This window comes from Streptomyces sp. 7-21 (genome assembly GCF_016741785.1).
Taxonomy (GTDB): Bacteria; Actinomycetota; Actinomycetes; order Streptomycetales; family Streptomycetaceae; genus Streptomyces.
This window is the reverse complement of record NZ_JAERRL010000010.1, coordinates 24,161-43,886: the sequence shown is the minus strand read 5'-3', so window position 1 is coordinate 43,886 and position 19,726 is coordinate 24,161. Positions and strand designations below refer to the sequence as shown.

Below are 19,726 nucleotides of genomic sequence, written 5' to 3'. Positions count from 1 at the left end.
CTTCTCGGAAGTGCCTGCCTCCGAACGTGCGGACATGACGGATGAATCTGGCTGCATCGGCCGAGGTCACCGCATACGCCCCATAACGTTGCCGCTATGACGCGTGGCCAGAGAGTGCTGTGGTGGCTGTTGCTGATCTTCGGCGTGCTGCTCGCGGTCTCTGCGGGCACCGCGCTCTGGGCCGGCCAGCGCCACGATGGCGACGTCCGCACGGACACGAACGCCGTCGCGGTGCTCGGCCATGACGCCGCAGGCAAGGAGAACAAGGCATGAGCAAGCACCAGCGTGACGTGCGGCTGCGGCGCGCCTACGACCCGCCGTCCCAAGACGACGGCACCCGCGTCCTCATCGACCGCCTCTGGCCGCGCGGGCTGCGGAAGGACGAGGCGCACGTGGACGACTGGCCGAAGGAGGTCACCCCCTCTCCGGAGCTGCGGCGGTGGTTCCACGGCCCGGACGGTGACTTCGGCGAGTTCCGCGAGCGCTACCTCGCCGAGCTGTCCGCCCCCGGGCCCGCCGCCGCGCTCGACGCGCTCCGCCAGCGCGCCGACAGCGGACGGCTGACCCTGCTGACCGCCGCCAAGGACCCGGCGCACAGCCACGCCGCCGTCCTCGCCGAGCTGCTGCGCCGCTGACGGCCCCCGCGCCCTGGCGGCCGCCGGAGATGCGGGCGCCCGGCGGCCGTGCTCGCATGGAGAGATGATCGTCACCCTCATCGGGACCGGCGCCATGGCACGCGGCATCGCGACCCGCGCGCTCGCGGGCGGGCACACGGTGCGGCTGATCGGTACCGACCACCGCAAGGCCGAAGACCTGGCGGACCAGCTCCGCGCCCACGCCACCTCCGGCGCCGCCGTGCACGCCTCGGACGCCATCGGCGTGGAGGACGCCGACGTGGTGGTGCTCGCCCTGCCGTACCCGGCGGTCGTCGACGTCGTCGCCGACTACGGGACCGCGCTGGCCGGCTCGGTCCTCGTGGACGTCTCCAACCCGGTCGACCTCGCCACCCTCGACACCCTCACTGTGCCGCCCGGCACCTCGGCGGCCGAGCGCATCGCCGCCGAGGCCGCGCCCGGCGCACCGGTGGTGAAGGCGTTCAACACGACGTTCGCCAGCACCCTGCTCACCGGCCAGGTGGCCGGACAGGCGCTGGACGTCCTGATCGCCGGCGACGCCGCCGACGCCAAGATGACCGTCGCCGAACTGGCCGCCTCCGGCGGGCTGCGGCCGCTGGACGTCGGCCCGCTGCGGCGCGCCCGCGAGCTGGAGGCGTTCCAGCTGCTGCACATGGCGGCGCAGGATCGGCTCGGGCTCAACTGGTCGAGCGCGATCAAGATCCTGTCCTGACCGTGCCGTGCACCTAATGCTCCAGCCGAGGTGCGGCCGGAGCGCGGTCCGCCCAGATTGGTGGATATGTGGTCCTTGTCCCGGTGGCCGGCCGCCGCGGCGCGGCGCGCCCGCGCCTGGTGGCACGGCCGCCCGGCCGCCGCGAGGGCGGCACGGTGGCTGCTGCCCGCCGCCCGGCGTACGCACGGGTACCGGCGGGCGCCGCTCCCGCGCTGGCGGCTCGTGCCCGCCGTCCTGCTTCCGCTGGCGCTGCTGGTGACCTGGGACGCGCCGCGCCTGGGCGGCGGGCTGGGCATGGGCGGGCAGGCCGCGCGGGTCGAGACCGCGCCGGAGCGGCAGCTGACCGGGCCGAAGCCGCCCGTCATCAGCCGCGCGGACTGGGGCGCGGATGAGGACCTGCGCAGCGAGCCGGCGACGTACACCGGCGCGGCGCGGGCGGTGTTCATCCACCACACCGGGCACCCCGACGACTACGACTGCGCCGACGTCCCGGACATGCTGCGCGCGATGTACGCCGACCACGTGCAGCGGCTGGGCTGGGACGATCTCGGCTACAACTTCGTGGTCGACAAGTGCGGCAGGATCTACGAGGGCAGGGCGGGCGGCGTGGACCGCTCCGTGCTGGGGGCCCACACCACCGGCTTCAACCACGACAGTGTGGGCATCGCGGCGCTCGGCGACTTCTCGGACGGCGAGCTCCCGCAGGAGCTGCTGGCGTCCATCGCCCGGGTCGCGGCGTGGAAGCTGCGGCCCGGCGCCGACCCGCACGGCCAGGTCAGGCTCGTCTCGACCAACGACGCCAGCCGCTACCCCGAGGGCACCGCCACCGCGGTGGACGTGATCTCCGGGCACCGCGACATCTTCTACACGCACTGCCCCGGGGACGGGCTGTACGAGGCGCTGCCCGAGATCCGCGACGCCACGGCGCGGCTGCGGCCGCGGCCGCGGTGAGCGGCGGGTGAGCGGCGGTGAGCGGCGGATGAGGCGGCGGCTGACCGGGGGCGGCGACCTGGAGCGCGAGGACCCGATGGGCGCGGGCGGCGGCGTGCGGCTGCCCAGCTGGATCCGCTCGCTGCCGGTGCTGCTGCTGCTCGTCGTCCTCGCGCTGCAACCGGTCACGACCGGAGGGGCGCAGGTGGACAAGCTGCTGTCGGTGGTGCCGCCGTTCGCCGGACTCGTGTACGGAGTGCGGCTGACGGCGCTGGTGACGGCCGGGGTGGTGGGGCTGCTCGCCCTGCCGCTCACCAGGGCGCCGTACATCGGCCAGGGCGACCTGGTGGTCGTCACCGTGCTGGGGCTCTTCAGCATCCTGCTGTCGTGGGGCCGCACGCGGGCGCTGCAGGACGTCGTCATCTTCCGCTCCGCGTCGGAGGCGGCGCAGCGGGCGGTGCTGCCGCCGCTGCCGGAGCGGGTGTGGCGGGTGCGCTGCGCGGGCCTGTACCGGCCGGCGGTGCGATCGGCCCTGGTCGGCGGCGACTTCTACGACCTGCGGGACGGTCCGCACGGGCCACGGGCGCTGGTCGGCGATGTGAAGGGACACGGGCTGCCGGCGGTGGGGACGGTGGCGGCGCTGCTCGGGGCGTTCCGCGAGGGGGTGCTGGACGACGCGACGCTGGACCGGGTGGCGGAGCGGATGGACCGCAGGCTGGCCGTGGACGCGGGCGGAGACCCGAGCGCCGAGCTGTTCGCGACGGCGCTGCTGCTGGAGTTCTCGGCGGCCGCCGAGGGGCCCGGGGCGGTGGTGCGGCTGGTGAGCCGGGGGCACCCGCCCGCGCTGCTGCTGCGCGACGGGCAGGTGAGTCAGCTGGCGGCCGCGGCCGGGCCGCCGCTGGGGCTGGCGTCCGTGGCCGGTGGCGCGGCTGGGGCCGGCCCGGAGCCGCTGGTCGTGGAGCTGCTCCCAGGGGACGTGCTGCTGTGCTACACGGACGGCGTGACGGAGGCGCGTGACGCCAAGGGGCGCTTCTATCCGCTCGCCGAGCGGCTGGCGGCCCGGGGCCACGGGGAGCGGCGGGTGAACCCGGTGAACCAGGTGAACCAGGTGAACCAGGTGAACCTGGTGAACCTGGTGAAATTCGTATGGCGCGACGTTTCGGACTTCGCGGCGGATATCGACGACGACGTAGCCTTGCTCGCACTGGCTGTCGAGCCCGAGGGGGCGGACGGGCCCGGCGAAGGTGCCAAAGTCCCCTCGGCTGGGCCCGGCGCGGCTTCCAGTGGCGGCGCCGGTCAGGAAGCCTGAGCGGAACCGGGCGATAAGAGTTGAGCGTGGTGGGCTCAGATCATTTGACGGCATCCGCGTGCGTGCGGCACTCTTGAGTCTGTCTCACTCAAGCCACCTCAGCGGGAGGAAACCGACATGGCACGTGCGGTCGGCATCGACCTGGGCACGACGAACTCCGTCGTCAGTGTTCTCGAAGGCGGTGAGCCCACCGTCATCACCAACGCCGAGGGCGCCAGGACTACGCCGTCCGTTGTGGCCTTCGCAAAGAACGGCGAGGTGCTGGTCGGCGAGGTCGCCAAGCGCCAGGCCGTGACCAACGTCGAGCGGACGATCCAGTCGGTCAAGCGCCACATGGGCACCGACTGGAAGATCCAGATCGACGACAAGGACTTCAACCCGCAGCAGATCAGCGCCTTCATTCTCCAGAAGCTGAAGCGGGACGCCGAGGCGTACCTGGGTGAGAAGGTCACCGACGCGGTGATCACCGTCCCGGCCTACTTCAACGACCACGAGCGCCAGGCCACGAAGGAGGCCGGTGAGATCGCCGGCCTGAACGTGCTGCGCATCGTGAACGAGCCGACGGCCGCCGCCCTGGCCTACGGCCTGGAGAAGGAAGACCAGACCATCCTGGTCTTCGACCTCGGTGGCGGTACGTTCGACGTCTCGCTGCTCGACATCGGCGACGGCGTCGTCGAGGTGAAGGCGACCAACGGTGACAACCACCTCGGTGGTGACGACTGGGACCAGCGGATCGTCGACCACCTGGTGAAGCAGTTCCAGTCCGCGCACGGCGTGGACCTCTCCAAGGACAAGATGGCGCTCCAGCGCCTGCGCGAGGCCGCGGAGAAGGCGAAGATCGAGCTGTCCTCGTCCACCGAGACGACGATCAACCTGCCGTACATCACGGCCTCCTCCGAGGGCCCGCTGCACATGGACGAGAAGCTCACCCGGGCGCAGTTCCAGCAGCTCACGGCCGACCTGATCGAGCGCTGCAAGACGCCGTTCCACAACGTGATCAAGGACGCGGGCATCCAGGTGTCCGACATCGACCACGTGGTGCTCGTCGGCGGTTCGACCCGTATGCCCGCCGTGATCGACCTGGTCAAGAGCCTGACCGGCGGCAAGGAGCCCAACAAGGGCGTCAACCCGGACGAGGTCGTCGCGATCGGCGCCAGCCTCCAGGCCGGTGTGCTCAAGGGCGAGGTCAAGGACGTCCTGCTGCTGGACGTCACCCCGCTGTCCCTCGGTATCGAGACCAAGGGCGGCATCATGACCAAGCTCATCGAGCGCAACACGACGATCCCGACCAAGCGCTCGGAGATCTTCACGACGGCCGAGGACAACCAGCCGTCCGTGCAGATCCAGGTCTACCAGGGTGAGCGTGAGATCGCGGCGTACAACAAGAAGCTCGGGATGTTCGAGCTGACCGGCCTGCCGCCCGCGCCGCGCGGCGTGCCGCAGATCGAGGTCACCTTCGACATCGACGCCAACGGCATCATGCACGTCTCCGCCAAGGACCTCGGTACCGGCAAGGAGCAGCGCATGACGGTCACCGGCGGCTCGGCGCTGCCGAAGGAAGACATCGAGCGCATGATGCGCGACGCCGAGCAGTACGCGGAGGAGGACCGCCGCCGCCGCGAGGCCGCCGAGACCCGCAACCAGGCCGAGCAGCTCGTCTACACCACGGAGAACTTCCTCAAGGAGAACGCCGAGAAAGTCCCGGCCGAGGTCAAGTCGGAGGTCGAGTCCGCCGTCGCGGACCTGAAGGAGAAGCTGAAGGGCGAGGACACCGCGGCCATCCGCGAGGCGTCCGAGAAGGTCGCGGCGACCAGCCAGAAGCTCGGCCAGGCCATGTACGCGGACGCGCAGGGCGGCGCGGGCGGTGCCTCCGGCTCGGCCTCCGAGGGGTCGGGCAGCTCGGCGGGCGGCGATGACGACGTCGTCGACGCCGAGATCGTGGACGACGACAAGCCGAAGGGTGGTGCGGCGTGACTCAGGACCCGCAGGGCTTCGACAAGGAGCCTGAGGTCCCCGACGCCGAAGCGGCGACCCCCGACGCGACCGCTGAGCCCGAGACCCCTGACGCCGCCGAGGCGGGGGTCCCGGGCTCCGGCCCAGAGGGCGCCGCTGCCGCCGGGGACGGCTCCGCGGCTGACCAGAGCGTCGGCCAGGAGCAGCCCGCCGGCGACTCCCAGAAGGAAGCGGCGCTGACGGCGCAGCTGGACCAGCTCCGCTCGGCGCTGAACGAGCGCACGCAGGATCTCCAGCGGCTTCAGGCGGAGTTCCAGAACTACCGCCGCCGCGTCGAGCGCGACCGCGTCGCGGTCCGGGAGATGGCCGTGGCCAATATCCTGACCGAGCTGCTGCCCGTGCTCGACGACATCGGCAGGGCCCGGGACCACGGCGAGCTGGTCGGCGGCTTCAAGCAGGTCGCCGAGTCGCTGGAGACCGTGGTGGCGAAGATGGGGCTGATGCAGTTCGGCAAGGAGGGCGAGCCCTTCGACCCGACGGTGCACGAGGCACTGATGCACAGCTACTCGCCGGACGTCACCGAGACGACGTGCGTGCAGATCCTTCAGCCGGGGTACCGAATCGGCGACCGGACGATCCGTCCGGCGCGCGTCGGTGTCGCGGAGCCGCAGCCCGGCACGCAGCCGGGCAAGTCCGCGGCGGCCGACAGCGGCGCCGAGGGATCCGACGACAGCGAGCCCGAAAAGGAGAGCGGTGGCCCGGACGAGGGCTGACGTGGTGGCTGACCGGAAGGAGGGACGCCGGGGATGAGTACCAAGGACTTCATCGAGAAGGACTACTACAAGGTTCTCGGCGTCCCGAAGGACGCCACCGAGGCGGAGATCAAGAAGGCCTACCGCAAGCTCGCCCGGGAGAACCACCCGGACGCCAACAAGGGCGACGCTCGTGCCGAGGAGCGCTTCAAGGACGTCTCCGAGGCGTACGACGTGCTCGGCGACCCCAAGCGGCGCAAGGAGTACGACGAGGCGCGCGCCCTGTTCGGCGGCGGCGGCTTCCGGACGGGGCCCGGCTCCGGCGGTCAGTTCAGCTTCGACCTCGGTGACCTCTTCGGCGGCACCCAGGGGCCTGGCCCCGGGGGTGCCGCCGGGGGGTTCGGCGGCGGTCTCGGTGATGTCTTCGGCGGGCTGTTCAACCGCGGCGGTCCGGGCGCGCGGACGCAGCCCAGGCGTGGCCAGGACATCGAGTCGGAGGTGACGCTCAGCTTCACCGAGGCCGTCTCCGGCGCCACCGTCCCGCTGCGGATGTCGTCCAGCGCGGCCTGCAAGACCTGTTCGGGCACCGGCGACAAGAACGGCACACCCCGCGTGTGCCCGACCTGCGTCGGGACCGGACAGGTCAGCCGGGGCGGCGGGGGCGGCTTCTCGCTCACCGATCCCTGCGTCGACTGCCGGGGCCGCGGGCTGATCGCCCAGGACCCCTGCCCCGTCTGCCGCGGCAGCGGCCGCGCCACCAGCTCCCGCACGATGCAGGTGCGGGTGCCGGCGGGTGTCGAGGACGGGCAGCGCATCCGGCTGCGCGGCAAAGGCGCGCCCGGCGAGCGCGGCGGACCGAGCGGCGACCTCTACGTGACGGTCCACGTGGACAAGCACCCGGTCTTCGGCCGCCGAGGCGACAACCTGACCGTCACGGTGCCGGTGACCTTCCCCGAGGCGGCGCTCGGTGGTGAGATCAGGGTGCCGACGCTCGGCGGCCCGCCCGTGACGCTGAAGCTGCCCCCGGGCACGCCCAGCGGCCGGACCATGCGGGCGCGCGGCAAGGGAGCGGTCCGCAAGGACGGCACCCGCGGCGACCTGCTGGTCACCATCGAGGTGACCGTGCCGCGCGAGCTGAGCGACGAGGCGCGCAAGGCCCTGGAGGAGTACCGGAAGGCGGCCGGGGCAGAGGACCCCCGGGCAGCGCTGTTCGAGGCCGCGAAGGGAGAGTAACGAGATGGACGGCCGGAACGGACAGACCAACCCCTACGAGCTGACCGACGAAACTCCGGTGTACGTCATCTCGGTCGCGGCGCAGCTCTCGGGGATGCACCCGCAGACGCTCCGCCAGTACGACCGGCTCGGCCTCGTCTCCCCCGACCGTACGCCGGGCCGGGGCCGGCGGTACTCGGCCAGGGACATCCAGCTGCTCCGGCAGGTGCAGCGGCTCTCGCAGGACGAGGGGATCAACCTGGCCGGGATCAAGCGGATCATCGAGCTGGAGAACCAGGTCTCCGCGCTGCGCGCGCAGGTGGCCGAACTCCAGCAGGCCCTGGAGACCGCGGCCGTGACGATGCGCCAGCGCGAGGCGCAGGTCCACGCCTCCTATCGGCGTGACCTGGTGCCGTACCAGGACGTCCGCGCCTCGCAGGCCATCGTCGTCTGGCGCCCCGACCGGGGCCGCGGCTGACTGACCGGCTGGCGCGCGCCCGGCACCGCGGCGGTACCGGGCGCGCGCCAGCCGTGCCGCGGGTCAGTGCGCCGTGCCCGTGTTCCACAGCAGCCGGCCGTCGGCGGAGCGGATGGAGACGTCACCGCTGGCGCCGACGACGACGGTCGCGCCCGGATTGCCCGCGGTGGGCGTCTGCCAGACCACCGCCCCGGTGAAGTCCGTCACCACGATCTCGCCCGTCTCGCGGAACTCCGCCCCGATGGCCGACATCCCGGCGGTCGGCGAGGACCACCGCAGCTGCTCGTTCTCGTCCCGCACCACCAGCTCGCCGGTGTCCTCGAACCGCAGCCGGGCCCGGCCCGAGCTGACCACCTCGCCGCGGCGGAAAGCGGCGGGCGCGCTGATCACGCGGTCCGCCGGCAGGTCGCCGCCGCCCGGCGGGATCGTGCCCAGCGCGAGGGCCTCAAGCGTCGAGATCGAGGGCGTGAAGGCGTACACCGCGCCCTCGGTGCGCACGAACCGCTTCATCTCAAGCGGAACCGTGGCGTCCGGTCCCAGCTTCTCCGCGGGGAACGACACCGTGGTGTCGCCCCCGATCACCGGGTCCTTGCCCACGGCGGGAACGCGCAGCGGGAAGTTCTCGTCCCCGGCCCAGCTCCGCTGCACGAACTCGAACTGCGCCACCAGGTCGGCCTGGTACGAGATGAACAGCAGGCCGCGCTCGTCGTCGGACGCGGTGCCCGGACGGCCGCTGGCCGGGGCGTAGGGCGCGCCGTACGGCACCCCGCGCCGCATGATCCGCCGCGCGTCGACGATGCCGTCCTCGGGGAGCGCCACGTCGTCGTTGGGCCGCGACTTCAGGCCGTCGCGCGGGTTCGTCTTCCGGGTGTGGCAGAACAGCGGCGTCACCCGGCCGTCGAGGTCGTCCGCGTAGCTGATGTCGTTGTCGTCGACGGTCTGGCCCGGGTAGGGATCGGCGCCCGGCGAGGCCGCGACCGGGACGCCCGAGGGCCAGCGGCCGACCAGGCGTGCGGCCAGCCACGAGGAGTCGGCGTCCGCGGGCGCGACACCCTGGTCCTTGAGGTGCTCCAGCAGCGCATCGGCCTGTGCCCAGAAACTCTCCACGTCCTGCCCGAGCCGCCGCACCACGTGGAACGAGCCGTCGTTCATCCAGCCGGGCAGCCAGCCCGGGAGCCGGTTCTCCAGCTCCCGGCCGACCAGGAACTCCCCGGCCGGGATCAGCCGCGTTCCCGGCTTGCCCTGGACGTAGCCGGGGCGCTCGGGGTCCTCCGGGTCGAAGCCCTCGACGCCCGGCTGGCTGACGGCGTCCTTGAAGCCGAAGTGTTCCCTGCCGCGGCCGCTGTCCGGCAGCGTCGCCGCCGACTGCTCGAAGACGACGGACACCCGGGAGCAGGCCAGCTCCTGCCGTTCCTCGGCGAGCGCCGCCTCCAGCTCCTCCGCGTCGTCGGCGGCGACCGTCAGCACCGCGTGGACGGGTTCGTTGTGCGGGGCGCCGAACAGCCAGTTCTCCGGGGCGCTGTCGCCCGTGTCGCCGAGCAGGTCGCCGCGCGCCGCCGGTCCCTGGGCGAACGCCTCGCGGTTGCTGCCCGCCGGGAGGTCCAGCAGCGGGGCGCCGCCGATCAGCAGCTCCAGCCCGGCGTAGGTGAAGCTGATGCCGCGCCAGACGGCGTGCAGCCCTGTCGGCTCGGCGCGCAGGCGGCGGCGGGCGGTGCTGAAGTCGTAGTTGAACGCCGCGACGTCGGCCGTGGTGGCGATGCGCGGGGTCAGCTGCCGCAGCCAGTCGCGTGCCGGGCCCCGGTAGGCGAAGCGGAGGAACAGCAGCCGGACGTGGTCCTTGCGGAATCCGGCGAGGATGTCTCCCTGGATGTCGGTCGACGTGCGCAGCGGCAGTGTGGTCTCGGTCGTCGTGGGAGTGACCATGGGCTCTCCGGCTCTCCTGCGAAGGGGGTCAGGGCCCAGGTGACCGTACCGGCAGACCCCGCCGGACCGGGCGCTCCGCGCCCGCGACCCCGATGGCATCCACCCCTTCGCCGGAACGCGCCGGGCGGCGGACGCGGCGGTGCGCGGGAGCCGCCGCGGTCCGGTTGCGGTGCCGCCGGTGGCAGGCGGTTCGTTCGGCGAAGTCCCCGGCGGCGAGCCGCGGCGCTTGGAGGCCAGGGCCGGGTCGACGGCGGACTCCAGGCCCAGCGGGAAGCCGGGAAGCACCACCGTGGGCCGGGCCGGGCCGTGGCGTGGCGCCGATGCCGCGGACCGGCCCGCGGCTCGGCTCGGTGAAGTAGCCGGGGAGCTGCTGGATCAGGCCGGGCAGCATGATGCCGGTGGCGACCGGCGCGAGGGCGAACAGCCAGGGCCGGCGTCGTGGGCAGCGTCGTGGGCAGCGATCTCTGGGTCCGCGGTGCCGTCGAGGCCGGCGAAGCTGTCCGGCAGGTACGCGAACGCCGCGAGCGCCACGAGCGCCAGGGAGAGGCCGGCCGACAGGAAGAAGCCGCAGTTGAAGGCGGTCATGCTGCGGTCGCCGCGCCGGGGGAGACCGGTCGATGCCCGCCATGGCCGCGAGCGCTCCGCTCGCGGGGACTCACAGCGGGAACGCCAGGCCGTGGTCGCCGAGGCGACCGTGCCGAGGATCAGGGCCGCCACCAGCGTGACGGCGCAGGACGCGAACAGACCGGCGGCCATGCCGGCGCAGTCGCCGACGTTGTCCCCCACGTTATCGGTGCCACGTTGTCGGTGAGGGGCGCCGCGTTGCGCGGGTCGTCCTCGGGGATCCCCTGTTCGGCCTTTCCGACGAGGTCGGCGCCGACGTCGGCTGGCTTCGTGAAGATGCCGCCGCTGCGCATGGATATCGCGATCAGGGCATGGCCTGGTGGCGCACCGGAATGATCTGGCCGGTGCCGTGTGAATCAAGAGCCTGGCGTGCTGCGGCCACGCGCCATTGCTGCCATTACTGCCATGCTGCCATTACTGCGCACCGCCAGCCGCATTCCGAGGCAGCCTGTCGCCGCGGAAAAGCCGCGCCCAGCACGGAGAACAGGGAACGTCCCGATGCGCTGCCCCCAGCCGTCGGTGCCGGTGTCGGCCGAGAGATCCTTTCTGGCCAGCGTCACTGCGAGGGTGAGCGCTGCGAGGGCGACCAGCGCGATCACCACGGTCAGCCCGCGATCGCCGCCGGTGAGCTCCACGTCGCCGGCGTGTGGGGCCGCCAGCACGAGATGCGAATGATCCAGAAAAGGAGCCAGAAAGGGAGCCGCTATACCTCCTCCTCGACGCTCCGGCGCTCACCAGGCGTGCCCGGATGCAGAAGGCGGAAGGAAACACCACAGAGAGCAGGAACGGCCATGATGGCGGCCGGTCACTCATCGATCTGGTGAGTGAAAGATGGGTGAGAAAAAAATGCCCTGCTCGCGGCCGGGATCGTGGTGCCGGTCGCGGCAGGGAATGTGGAGCGGAGGGGGTTATTCAGGCCGCGCGGTGGCCGTGGGCCAGCTCATGCGGATCTTTCCGCCGCGCGTGTCGGAGACGACCTCGACGTCGTCCACGAGGCCGCTGATGACGGCCAGGCCGAGTTCGTCGGTGTCTTCGGCCGCCTCGGCAGCCGACCGCTCACGGGGCGCGGGCACGGCTCCGGGTGCGTCGTCCCCGACCTCGATGGTGAAGGACTTCTCACCCTCGGTCAGTGAGACGCGCACGGGGGAGTCCAGCCCGTGGGCCTCGTGCAGTCCGACCGCCCGGCTGCACGCCTCGCCCACGGCAAGCCTCAGTTCGTCGAGCACCGACTCCTCAACGCCTGCGCGCCGGGCCACCGCCGCGGCGACCAGCCGCGCGGTGCGCACATGCTCGGGCGACGCGCTGAAACGCAGTTCGACGGTGGCCATGCCATCCCCCTCAGTCGTGCCAGGACTCCGCCTCCGGGCCGGCGGCGGGCTGTGCCGCCGGCGCCCGGGTCGGTAGCGGTGAAGATCTCTTGCCTTCTCGGCCGGCCGGCGCGTGGCCGGCCGGCACGGATCAATCGGTGGCGGAGACCGCGTCCTCGACCGACTCGTGGATCGGGAACACCTTGGTCAGGCCCGTGATCCGGAAGATCTTGAGAATGCGCTCCTGGTTGCAGACCAGTCGCAGCGAGCCCTCCTGCGCGCGCACGCGCTTGAGGCCCCCTACGAGCACCCCCAGGCCGGTCGAGTCCAGGAAATCCACGCGCTCCATGTCCACCACCAGGTGGTGGTTGCCTTCGTTGACCAGCTCGACGAGCTGCTCGCGCAGCTTCGGCGCGGTGTATACGTCAATCTCGCCGCCTACCTCGACGACCGTGCGGTCGCCAACGGTCCGGGTCGACAGGGACAGGTCCACGGATCCTCCAGCACCTTGCTAACGGGCGGTCGCCCCCTGGGTATCCCCGCACAGCAGGGGACGGATCGGCAACCGCCAAGGCATTCAATCACTTACCGCCTGCCCAGGACGACGTCTTACAGCCATTGTCCGTCGGACCAGTGACTTCGGCACGGGTGCGAGACTCGATGTGATGTCCGCAGAGCAAGCCGCGCGCGCCACCGTGCCCGCCCAGATCCGCCGGAGCCCCACCCCCGGGGTGGTTCTCGAACGTCTGAGCGAGCGTTTGGAGCGGGCAGGCCGTCTCACCCACACGGAGCACGTGCCCGCCCGGCCGGGGCGCCATGCCTCCTGGCCGGACGGCATCCGGCCGGAGGTGACCGAGGCGGTCCGGGCCAGCGGCATCGACCGCCCATGGCGCCACCAGGCGCGTGTCGCCGCCCACGCGCTGCGGGGCGAGTCGGTCGTCGTCGCCACCGGCACCGCCTCCGGCAAGTCGCTGGCCTACCAGGTGCCCGTTCTCAGCGCCCTGCTCGACGGCGCCAGCGGCCGGGGCGATGGCTGGGGGAACAGCGCCCGGCGGGGCGCGACCGCCCTGTACCTCGCTCCCACCAAGGCGCTGGCCGCCGACCAGCTCAGAGCCGTCAAGCGCCTGGCGGCGCCGCTGGGCTCCGCCATCCGCCCCGCCGTCTTCGACGGCGACACCGCCCCCGAGGAGCGGGCCTGGGCCCGCCAGCACGCCAACTGGCTGCTCACCAACCCGGACATGCTCCACCGCGGTCTGCTCCCCGGCCACCGCAGGTGGGCCGCGTTCCTGCGGGCGCTGCGGTACGTCGTCATCGACGAGTGCCACGTCTACCGCGGCGTCTTCGGCTCGCACGTTGCGCAGGTGCTGCGGCGGCTGCGGCGCGTGTGCGCCCACTACGGCAGCCACCCGGCGTTTCTGCTGGCCTCCGCGACCACGGCGGACCCCGGCGCCTCGGCTGCTCGGCTCACCGGCCTGCCCGTCGCCGAGGTCACCGAGGACGACTCCCCGCGCGGCGAACTGGTCTTCGCCCTGTGGGAGCCCCCGCTGACCGAGGAGCGCGGTGAGCGCGGCGCCCCCGTCCGCCGCACCGCGACCGCCGAGACCGCCGAACTCCTGACCGATCTCGCCGCGGCGGAGGTCAGGACCCTCGCCTTCGTCCGCTCCCGGCGCGCCGCCGAGCTGGTCGCGCTGATCGCCCAGGAACGCCTCGCCGCCGATGCCCCCGGCCTGGCGCGGCGGATCGCCGCCTACCGCGGCGGCTATCTGCCCGAGGAACGCCGGGCACTGGAGCGTGCGCTCCACGACGGGGAGCTGCTCGGCCTGGCGGCCACCACCGCGCTCGAGCTTGGCGTGGACATCGCCGGGCTGGACGCCGTGCTGCTGGCGGGCTATCCGGGCACCCGAGCCTCGCTGTGGCAGCAGGCGGGCCGGGCGGGGCGCCGGCACCAGGGCGCGCTGGCGGTGCTCGTCGCCCGCGACGATCCGCTGGACACCTATCTCGTCCACCACCCCGAGGCGCTGTTCGACCAGCCGGTCGAGAGCACCGTCCTCGACCCGGGTAACCCGTACGTCCTGGCGCCGCACCTGTGCGCTGCCGCCGCGGAACTTCCCCTGACCGGCACTGACACCGGCACTGACACTGACACCGGTACTGACACCGGGGACGTCACCGGTGAGGAGACGGCGCCGCTGTTCGACCCGGCCGCCGCCGAGCTTCTGCCCCGGCTCCAGGCCCGCGGCCTGCTGCGCCGCCGGGGCGCCTCCTGGTACTGGACCCGCAAGGAGCGCCCGGCCGACCTCGTGGACATCCGGGGCCAGGGCGGTGAGCCGGTGCGGGTCGTGGAGGCCGGCACCGGGCGGCTGCTGGGCACCGTGGACGCCGCGGCCGCCCACACCACCGTCCACGAGGGCGCCGTCCACCTCCACCAGGGGCGCGCTTATGTGGTCAGGGAGCTGGACCTGTCGGAATCGGTGGCGCTGGTGGAGGAGGACAGCCCGCCCTGGACCACCTCGGCCCGGGACACCACCGAACTGACCGTCCTCGAGACCGAGGCGGAGATCCCCTGGGGCGACGCCCGGCTGTGCTTCGGTTCCGTGGAGGTCACCCACCAGGTCGTCTCCTACCTGCGCCGCAAACTGATCACCGGCGAGGTGCTCGGCGAGACCCGGCTGGACCTGCCGCCACGCACGCTGCGGACCCGGGCGGTCTGGTGGACCGTGACCGAGGACCAGGTCGCGGCCGCCGGGCTGGGGCCCGAGGTGCTGCCCGGTGCCCTCCACGCCGCCGAGCACGCCGCCATCGGCATGCTGCCGCTGTTCGCCACGTGTGACCGCTGGGACATCGGCGGCGTGTCCACGGCGCTTCACCCCGACACCCTGCTGCCGACCGTGTTCGTCCATGACGGCCACCCGGGCGGCGCGGGCTTCGCCGAGCGGGCCTTTCACACTGCCCGCCCCTGGCTGGCCGCCACCAGGGAGGCCATCACCGCCTGCGCCTGCGCGCACGGCTGCCCCTCCTGCATCCAGTCGCCCAAGTGCGGCAATGGCAACGAACCCCTCCACAAGGGCGGCGCCGTCCGGCTCCTGGCGCAGCTGCTGAGCGGCGCCCCCGGCGGCAGCGGCTGAGGACGCCGCCAAAGCGGCCGCGTCCGCCGGGCCGGCCCGCGCCCGGGACCGGGCGGCGTAGGGACCCGCGCGGCATTCCGCCGTCAGATCGGCGATCTCCCCGGCCACGTGGCAGCGCACCAGCCGCGCCCCCTGGGCCCGCGCCACCCGCTCCGCCATGCCGCACGCGGCCTCCTGGCCGTCGAGCGCTAGCCGCGCCGCGGCCAGCGCGGCCATGTCGGCGGACCGGTCGGCCCGCTGCCGGGCCGCGGCGGCCTGGCCCACGGCCAGCAGGGCCAGGAACACCACACCCAGCACGGACACGCACAGCACGGCCCACACCGTGGCCGAGCCCCGGTCCCCGGCCCGGTCAGGCGTCCTCGGCATACGCCACCGCCTCACCGCCGACCCGGACCGCCAGCGGCCCGGGACCCGGAGCCCGGGCAGCCACCGTGACGCGGAAGAACGGCCCCTCGCGCGTCACCTCGACCGTCGCGCCCCGGGGCGCCGCTGCCTCGGCGATCCGGGTGGCGGCGGCCGTGTCCTCACCCCGGGCGGCGGCCCGGGCCCCGGCGCGGGCCGCATCGCCGCACCGCGCCTGCGCTGCCACCGCCCCCAGGCCCCACATCAGCATCCCGACGAGCAGGACCAGCGCCGGAATGACCACCGCTGCCTCCGCCGTGACCTGCCCCCGGTCGCCTGCCGCGCGGCGGCGCTCCTCACGGCCCCTCACTGAGCGCCCTCTCCACCAGGTCCTCCAGCAGGCCGGTGACCGTCCCGGAGGTGACGACCTGGTACAGCACGGCCGCGAACGCGGCGGCCGCCAGCGTGCCGATGGCGTACTCGGCGGTGCTCATGCCCGCGTCCCGCCAGCGGGCCGGCCCGCCCGGCGGCCAGCGGCGGACGAGGAACGAGCGGAAGAACAGGAACGGACTCACAGCCAACCTCCAGTCGTGACGTGCTCTTTCGTGCGCGTTCGTGCGCGTTCGTGCGCGTCGTGCGGGTCAGCGCCTCGCCCGGGATCACAGCAGCTCCCGGGCGAGGCCCAGCAGCACCGGCGCCACGCCCAGCAGAAGAAAGGCGGGGAGGAAACACAGGCCCAGCGGTGCCGTCACGTACACGCCGGCCCGGCGTGCCCGGGCCTGGGCGGCGCGCAGCCGCCGCGCACGGCACTCGGCGGCTTCCCGCGCCACCACCTCGGCGACGGGCGCCCCGCTGGTCTGGGACAGCTCCAGGCGCCGCGCCAGCCCCGCCGCGCCCGGCAGCCGGCCGACGGCCCGCCACACCGCCGCGGGCTCCCCGCCCAGCCGCAGCTCCGCCGCCGCCCGCCGCAGGGCCGCGGCCACCGGCCCCTCGAGCGAGGCGCCGACCGCGGCGGCGGCACGCTCGGGCGCCGCACCCGCCTCAAGACAGGCCGCCAGCAGCCCCATGGCCAGCGCCAGCCGCTCATCCTCGGCCGCTGGCCGCCCGGTGCTGCCCCGGCGGCGCACCAGCGGCGTCCCATGGCCCTGCGGCACCAGGCGGCGGCGCGCCACCCCGGCACACCACACGAGGAAGGACCCCGCGAGCACCGCTCCCGCGGCCGTCACGGCGCGCTCCGCTCCGCCGCGCGCGTCAGCGCGGCCGTCCAGGCCAGACCCGCGCCCTCCAGCAGCGCGCCCGCGCCCAGACAGGCCAGGCCCAGCGGCGTGTGCAGCAGCTCGCGCAGCGGCGCCGCCCCCATGGCCGAGCCGAGCAGCAGCCCGACGACGGGCAGCCCCGCCAGCATCAGCGCGGTGACCCGCGGCCCTGCCAGCTGGGCCCGCAGCTCCTCGTGCTGGTCGTGCTCCGCCCGCAGCGCCTCGGCGACCCGCTCCAGGCCGGCCGCCAGCGAGGCGCCCTGGTCGGTCGCCACCTCCCAGCAGGCCGCGACCCCGCTCAGCCCGCCGGCCCCGGGCCGCGCCGCCGCCGCGCGCAGCGCCCCTGGAACGTCGCCGCCGTAACGGGCCGCCGCGAGCAGCGCGGCCCGGTGGTCACGCCCCAGCTCCGCCGCGCGCTCGGGCACCAGCACGGTGACGAGCGAAGGACCGGGCGGCCTGCCCGCACGCACCTCACACGCCAGCGACCGGCACAGGTCGATCACGGCCTCCCGCCGCCGCGCGGCGGCCTCGCGCTCCCGGCGGCGACGCCACCAGCGGGCCGCCAGCGGCGCCAGCAGCGCGGCGGCCAGCGGGGGCAGCGGGGACCGGCCCCACACCCCCAGCAGTGCCCCCGCCGCCAGGCAGCACAGCACCACCCGCGACCCCGGCCGGGCCAGCGCCCAGGACAGCACCCAGGACAGCGCCCGGGGCAGCCGCGGCCGCCGCCGGGGCGGCACCCCCCGGGCCGGCGCCCCGCCCGCGGCCAGCGTCCTGGCCCGGTGCCGTGCCGGAGCGCCGCCGGCCAGCAGCCAGGCGCCGGCTCCCGCGCACAGCGCGGCGGTGACCTGCCCGAGCTGGTCCGCCAGCTGACCGCTCACGGCCGCTCACCTCCACGCGCGCACAGCTCCGCGAGCCGGGCCCAGCCGGCTTCCTCGGTGAAGCCCGCGGCCGACCACCGGGCAGCGGGCACGGTCCGCACCAGCCCGGCCTCGCCCCGCTCGCGGTGCAGCACGTGCACCTCGGCGATCCGGCGCTGTCCCGATGCCCGGTCCCTGACCAGGTGCAGCACCACCGACAGCGCCGCGGCGAGCTGGCTGTGCACGGCCGCCCGCGGCAGCCCTGCCGCGATGCCCAGTGCCTCAAAGCGGGCCGGCACGTCGGCCGCCGCGTTGGCGTGCAGCGTGCACGCGCCGCCGTGGCCCGTGTTCAGGGCGGCCAGCAGGGTGGCGGCCTCCGGGCCGCGCACCTCGCCGACGACCAGCCGGTCGGGCCGCATCCGCAGGGCCTGCCGCACCAGATCCGCCAGATCCACCCGCCCCACGCCTTCCTGGTTGGCCGGGCGGGTCTCCAGCCGCACCACGTGCGGGTGGCTGGGCCGCAGCTCAGCCGAGTCCTCGACCAGCACGATCCGCTCGCTGCCCGGCACCAGGCCCAGCAGCGCGGCCAGCAGGGTGCTCTTGCCTGAGCCCGTGCCGCCTGTCACCAGAAACGACAGGCGCGCGCCGAGCACCGCCCGCAGCAGGCGCTCACCGCCCGGCGGTACCGTCCCCGCGGCCGTGAGCTCCGCCAGCGTGAACGCCCGGTGGCGCACCACTCGCAGCGACAGGCACGGCGCGCCCACGGCGACCGGCGGCAGCACCGCGTGCAGCCGTGTGCCGTCGGGCAGCCGGGCGTCCACCCACGGGCAGGCGTCGTCCAGCCGCCGCCCGGCCGCCGCCGCAAGACGCCGCGCCAGCGCCCGCACGGCGGCGGCGCCGGCGAACCGCACCGGGGCGCGCTCCAGGCCGCTGCCCCGGTCGACCCAGACGTCCTCCGGCCCGTTGACGAGGACGTCCGTGACGTCGGGGTCGGCGAGCAGCGGCTGGAGGGGACCGGCACCCACCAGCTCCGAGCGCAGCGCCCGCACCACCGAGCGGACCGCGCCGTCGCCCAGCGGCAGCCCCTCCTCGCGCAGCGCTTCGGCGACCCGCCCCGGCGTCGGCTCCGCACCCGCCTCGGCCAGCCGCAGCCGGACCGCGTCCAGCAGCTCCGGCAGACTGGGCAGGCCCCCGCGCGCCGCGGCCGGCGGGGCGGTCACGCCCGGCTCCCCGCCGCGGGCAGCGCCCGCTGCAGCAGGCTGGCGCTGAACCGCGCCAGCGGCTCCTTCGGGTCCCCGCCGGGCGGCTCGCCCCGGTCAGCCGCCTCCGCCAGCCCTGGCGTCTCGGGAAGCTCGCCCGCCAGCGGCAGCCCCAGCAGCCCCGCGGTCTCCTCGGCCGCCAGCCCGCGGCCGGTGCCCGGCCTGCTCACCACCCGCAGGTCACGCACCAGCGCCCCGGCCGTGGCCACGACCTGGCGCGCGGCGGCCAGCGCCCGCAGCGATCCCGGCACCACCAGCAGCCCGAGGTCGAGCCGTGTCAGCGCCTCGGCGGCCGCCTCGTCGACCGTCCGGGGCAGGTCCACGACGACGAGGCCGCCGCCGCGGCCCGCGGCGGTGAGCACCGCGCGCATCGCCGCGGCGGGCAGGCGGGTGCCGCCCTCCCGGTCCCAGCTCAGCAGGCTCAGCCCGTGTGCCCGGGGGAGTGACTCGTGGAGCGCCGCTGCCGACAGTTGCCCCTCGGCCGAGGCGAACGCGGGCCAGCGCGGCCCCGGGTCGCGCTCCCCGCCGAGCAGCACGTCCAGGCCGCCGCCCAGCGGGTCGCCGTCGACGAGCGTGGCGCGCCTGCCCTGCCGGGCGGCGGTGAGGGCCAGCGCGCAGGCGAGCGCGGACGCGCCCGCCCCGCCGGAGCCGCCCAGCACCCCGAGGACGAGCCCGGACCGCTCCGGCGGGCCGACGGCGTCCGCGACGCGCTCGGCCAGCCACGCCTCGTCGCCCGGCAGGTGCACGACCTGCTCGGCGCCGAGGGCGACCCCGCGCTCCCAGATGGTGTGGTCGTCCAGGTCACGGCCGACCAGCAGCACACCGGGGCGCCTGCCGGGCCAGGGCGGGGAGCCGCCCCGCGCGGCGGCGCGGTCGTCGCCCACCAGGACGAGCGCCGCCTCCTCCCACCGTTCGGTGCTGACGGGCGTGCCGTGCGCTACGTCGGCCTTCGCCCCGGCGGCCGCGCACAGCCGCAGCAGATCGTCGAGGGTCTCCTCGTTCTCCGTGAGGATCAGTACGGGCCGCGTCACGCGCACGTCCCCCTTCGCGGA

The 19,726-nt window shown here is 74.4% G+C and carries 19 protein-coding genes and 2 pseudogenes; 10 read left to right on the top strand and 11 right to left on the bottom strand.

Annotation, left to right across the window (positions count from 1 at the left end):
• Positions 1-96: 96 nt before the first annotated feature.
• The 9 genes from JK356_RS14410 (at position 97) to JK356_RS14370 (ending at position 7,981) form a co-directional block, all read left to right on the top strand.
• Positions 97-273: a hypothetical protein gene (locus JK356_RS14410; RefSeq protein WP_201868240.1), complete on the top strand. Its 177-nt coding sequence runs from the start codon at positions 97-99 to the stop codon at positions 271-273.
• Positions 270-635, top strand: coding sequence for a DUF488 domain-containing protein (locus JK356_RS14405; RefSeq protein WP_201868239.1), 366 nt, complete (start codon positions 270-272; stop codon positions 633-635). The genes JK356_RS14410 and JK356_RS14405 overlap by 4 nt, the downstream gene beginning before the upstream one ends.
• A gap of 64 nt (positions 636-699) precedes the next feature.
• Entirely contained in the window at positions 700-1,347 is a 648-nt protein-coding gene (locus tag JK356_RS14400; RefSeq protein ID WP_201868237.1) for an NADPH-dependent F420 reductase, read from the top strand.
• A 222-nt stretch (positions 1,348-1,569) separates the two neighbouring features.
• The gene (locus JK356_RS14395) at positions 1,570-2,298 is read left to right on the top strand and encodes a peptidoglycan recognition protein (RefSeq protein WP_374100657.1); all 729 of its coding nucleotides are present in this window, start codon (positions 1,570-1,572) and stop codon (positions 2,296-2,298) included.
• 28 nt (positions 2,299-2,326) lie between these two features.
• Positions 2,327-3,586, top strand: a complete 1,260-nt coding sequence (locus JK356_RS14390; RefSeq protein WP_236671320.1) for a PP2C family protein-serine/threonine phosphatase — start codon at positions 2,327-2,329, stop codon at positions 3,584-3,586.
• A 117-nt stretch (positions 3,587-3,703) separates the two neighbouring features.
• Positions 3,704-5,560: a molecular chaperone DnaK gene (gene dnaK / locus JK356_RS14385; RefSeq protein WP_201868235.1), complete on the top strand. Its 1,857-nt coding sequence runs from the start codon at positions 3,704-3,706 to the stop codon at positions 5,558-5,560.
• On the top strand, positions 5,557-6,312 hold the full coding sequence (grpE, locus tag JK356_RS14380; RefSeq protein WP_201868233.1) for a nucleotide exchange factor GrpE: 756 nt from the start codon (positions 5,557-5,559) through the stop codon (positions 6,310-6,312). The genes dnaK and grpE overlap by 4 nt, the downstream gene beginning before the upstream one ends.
• Before the next feature lie 33 nt (positions 6,313-6,345).
• Positions 6,346-7,524 carry a molecular chaperone DnaJ gene (dnaJ, locus tag JK356_RS14375; RefSeq protein WP_201868232.1) on the top strand — a complete coding sequence of 393 codons (1,179 nt, stop codon included), beginning with the start codon at positions 6,346-6,348 and terminating at the stop codon, positions 7,522-7,524.
• Positions 7,525-7,528: 4 nt separating this feature from the next.
• Positions 7,529-7,981, top strand: a complete 453-nt coding sequence (locus JK356_RS14370) for a heat shock protein transcriptional repressor HspR (RefSeq protein ID WP_201868231.1) — start codon at positions 7,529-7,531, stop codon at positions 7,979-7,981.
• A 63-nt stretch (positions 7,982-8,044) separates the two neighbouring features.
• Here the strand turns inward: JK356_RS14370 and JK356_RS14365 are convergent, their stop codons facing one another.
• The 4 genes and pseudogenes from JK356_RS14365 to JK356_RS14350 form a co-directional block, all read right to left on the bottom strand.
• Positions 8,045-9,904, bottom strand: coding sequence for a Dyp-type peroxidase (locus JK356_RS14365; protein ID WP_201868471.1), 1,860 nt, complete (start codon positions 9,902-9,904; stop codon positions 8,045-8,047).
• A 234-nt stretch (positions 9,905-10,138) separates the two neighbouring features.
• Positions 10,139-11,190, bottom strand: a pseudogene (locus tag JK356_RS14360) (sodium/proton-translocating pyrophosphatase); the annotation flags it as partial.
• Positions 11,191-11,436: 246 nt separating this feature from the next.
• Positions 11,437-11,856, bottom strand: coding sequence for an ATP-binding protein (locus tag JK356_RS14355; protein WP_201868230.1), 420 nt, complete (start codon positions 11,854-11,856; stop codon positions 11,437-11,439).
• A gap of 130 nt (positions 11,857-11,986) precedes the next feature.
• Positions 11,987-12,328, bottom strand: coding sequence for an STAS domain-containing protein (locus tag JK356_RS14350; RefSeq protein WP_201868229.1), 342 nt, complete (start codon positions 12,326-12,328; stop codon positions 11,987-11,989).
• Between the two features lie 172 nt (positions 12,329-12,500).
• Between JK356_RS14350 and JK356_RS14345 the strand changes: the two genes are divergently transcribed.
• Positions 12,501-14,960, top strand: a complete 2,460-nt coding sequence (locus JK356_RS14345) for a DEAD/DEAH box helicase (protein WP_201868228.1) — start codon at positions 12,501-12,503, stop codon at positions 14,958-14,960.
• An 87-nt stretch (positions 14,961-15,047) separates the two neighbouring features.
• On the opposite strand, the pseudogene JK356_RS14340 reads toward JK356_RS14345, so the two are convergent.
• The 7 genes and pseudogenes from JK356_RS14340 to ssd form a co-directional block, all read right to left on the bottom strand.
• Positions 15,048-15,326: pseudogene (locus JK356_RS14340) on the bottom strand (Rv3654c family TadE-like protein); the annotation flags it as partial.
• Positions 15,310-15,672 (bottom strand): TadE family type IV pilus minor pilin, encoded by a 363-nt coding sequence (locus JK356_RS14335; protein ID WP_201868227.1) that lies wholly within the window; start codon positions 15,670-15,672, stop codon positions 15,310-15,312. The pseudogene JK356_RS14340 and the gene JK356_RS14335, both read right to left, overlap by 17 nt.
• Complete coding sequence (locus JK356_RS14330; RefSeq protein WP_236671340.1) at positions 15,659-15,865, bottom strand: DUF4244 domain-containing protein; 207 nt, start codon at positions 15,863-15,865, stop codon at positions 15,659-15,661. The genes JK356_RS14335 and JK356_RS14330 overlap by 14 nt, the downstream gene beginning before the upstream one ends.
• A 96-nt stretch (positions 15,866-15,961) precedes the next feature.
• Entirely contained in the window at positions 15,962-16,528 is a 567-nt protein-coding gene (locus tag JK356_RS14325; RefSeq protein ID WP_307815581.1) for a type II secretion system F family protein, read from the bottom strand.
• Positions 16,525-17,436: a type II secretion system F family protein gene (locus JK356_RS14320; RefSeq protein WP_307815580.1), complete on the bottom strand. Its 912-nt coding sequence runs from the start codon at positions 17,434-17,436 to the stop codon at positions 16,525-16,527. The genes JK356_RS14325 and JK356_RS14320 overlap by 4 nt, the downstream gene beginning before the upstream one ends.
• Complete coding sequence (locus JK356_RS14315) at positions 17,433-18,635, bottom strand: TadA family conjugal transfer-associated ATPase (RefSeq protein ID WP_307815579.1); 1,203 nt, start codon at positions 18,633-18,635, stop codon at positions 17,433-17,435. The genes JK356_RS14320 and JK356_RS14315 overlap by 4 nt, the downstream gene beginning before the upstream one ends.
• A complete protein-coding gene (ssd, locus tag JK356_RS14310) occupies positions 18,632-19,705 on the bottom strand; it encodes a septum site-determining protein Ssd (RefSeq protein WP_307815578.1) in 1,074 nt (357 codons plus the stop codon). The genes JK356_RS14315 and ssd overlap by 4 nt, the downstream gene beginning before the upstream one ends.
• Positions 19,706-19,726 lie beyond the last annotated feature (21 nt).

Bases quoted from the DNA above. Each gene is read 5' to 3' on its own strand.
- JK356_RS14370 (WP_201868231.1), top strand. From the start codon at position 7,529: ATGGACGGCCGGAACGGACAGACCAACCCCTACGAGCTGACCGACGAA.
- JK356_RS14365 (WP_201868471.1), bottom strand. From the start codon at position 9,904: ATGGTCACTCCCACGACGACCGAGACCACACTGCCGCTGCGCACGTCG.
- JK356_RS14400 (WP_201868237.1), top strand. From the start codon at position 700: ATGATCGTCACCCTCATCGGGACCGGCGCCATGGCACGCGGCATCGCG.
- JK356_RS14390 (WP_236671320.1), top strand. From the start codon at position 2,327: ATGAGGCGGCGGCTGACCGGGGGCGGCGACCTGGAGCGCGAGGACCCG.
- dnaK (WP_201868235.1), top strand. From the start codon at position 3,704: ATGGCACGTGCGGTCGGCATCGACCTGGGCACGACGAACTCCGTCGTC.
- JK356_RS14355 (WP_201868230.1), bottom strand. From the start codon at position 11,856: ATGGCCACCGTCGAACTGCGTTTCAGCGCGTCGCCCGAGCATGTGCGC.
- JK356_RS14345 (WP_201868228.1), top strand. From the start codon at position 12,501: ATGTCCGCAGAGCAAGCCGCGCGCGCCACCGTGCCCGCCCAGATCCGC.
- dnaJ (WP_201868232.1), top strand. From the start codon at position 6,346: ATGAGTACCAAGGACTTCATCGAGAAGGACTACTACAAGGTTCTCGGC.
- JK356_RS14410 (WP_201868240.1), top strand. From the start codon at position 97: ATGACGCGTGGCCAGAGAGTGCTGTGGTGGCTGTTGCTGATCTTCGGC.
- JK356_RS14405 (WP_201868239.1), top strand. From the start codon at position 270: ATGAGCAAGCACCAGCGTGACGTGCGGCTGCGGCGCGCCTACGACCCG.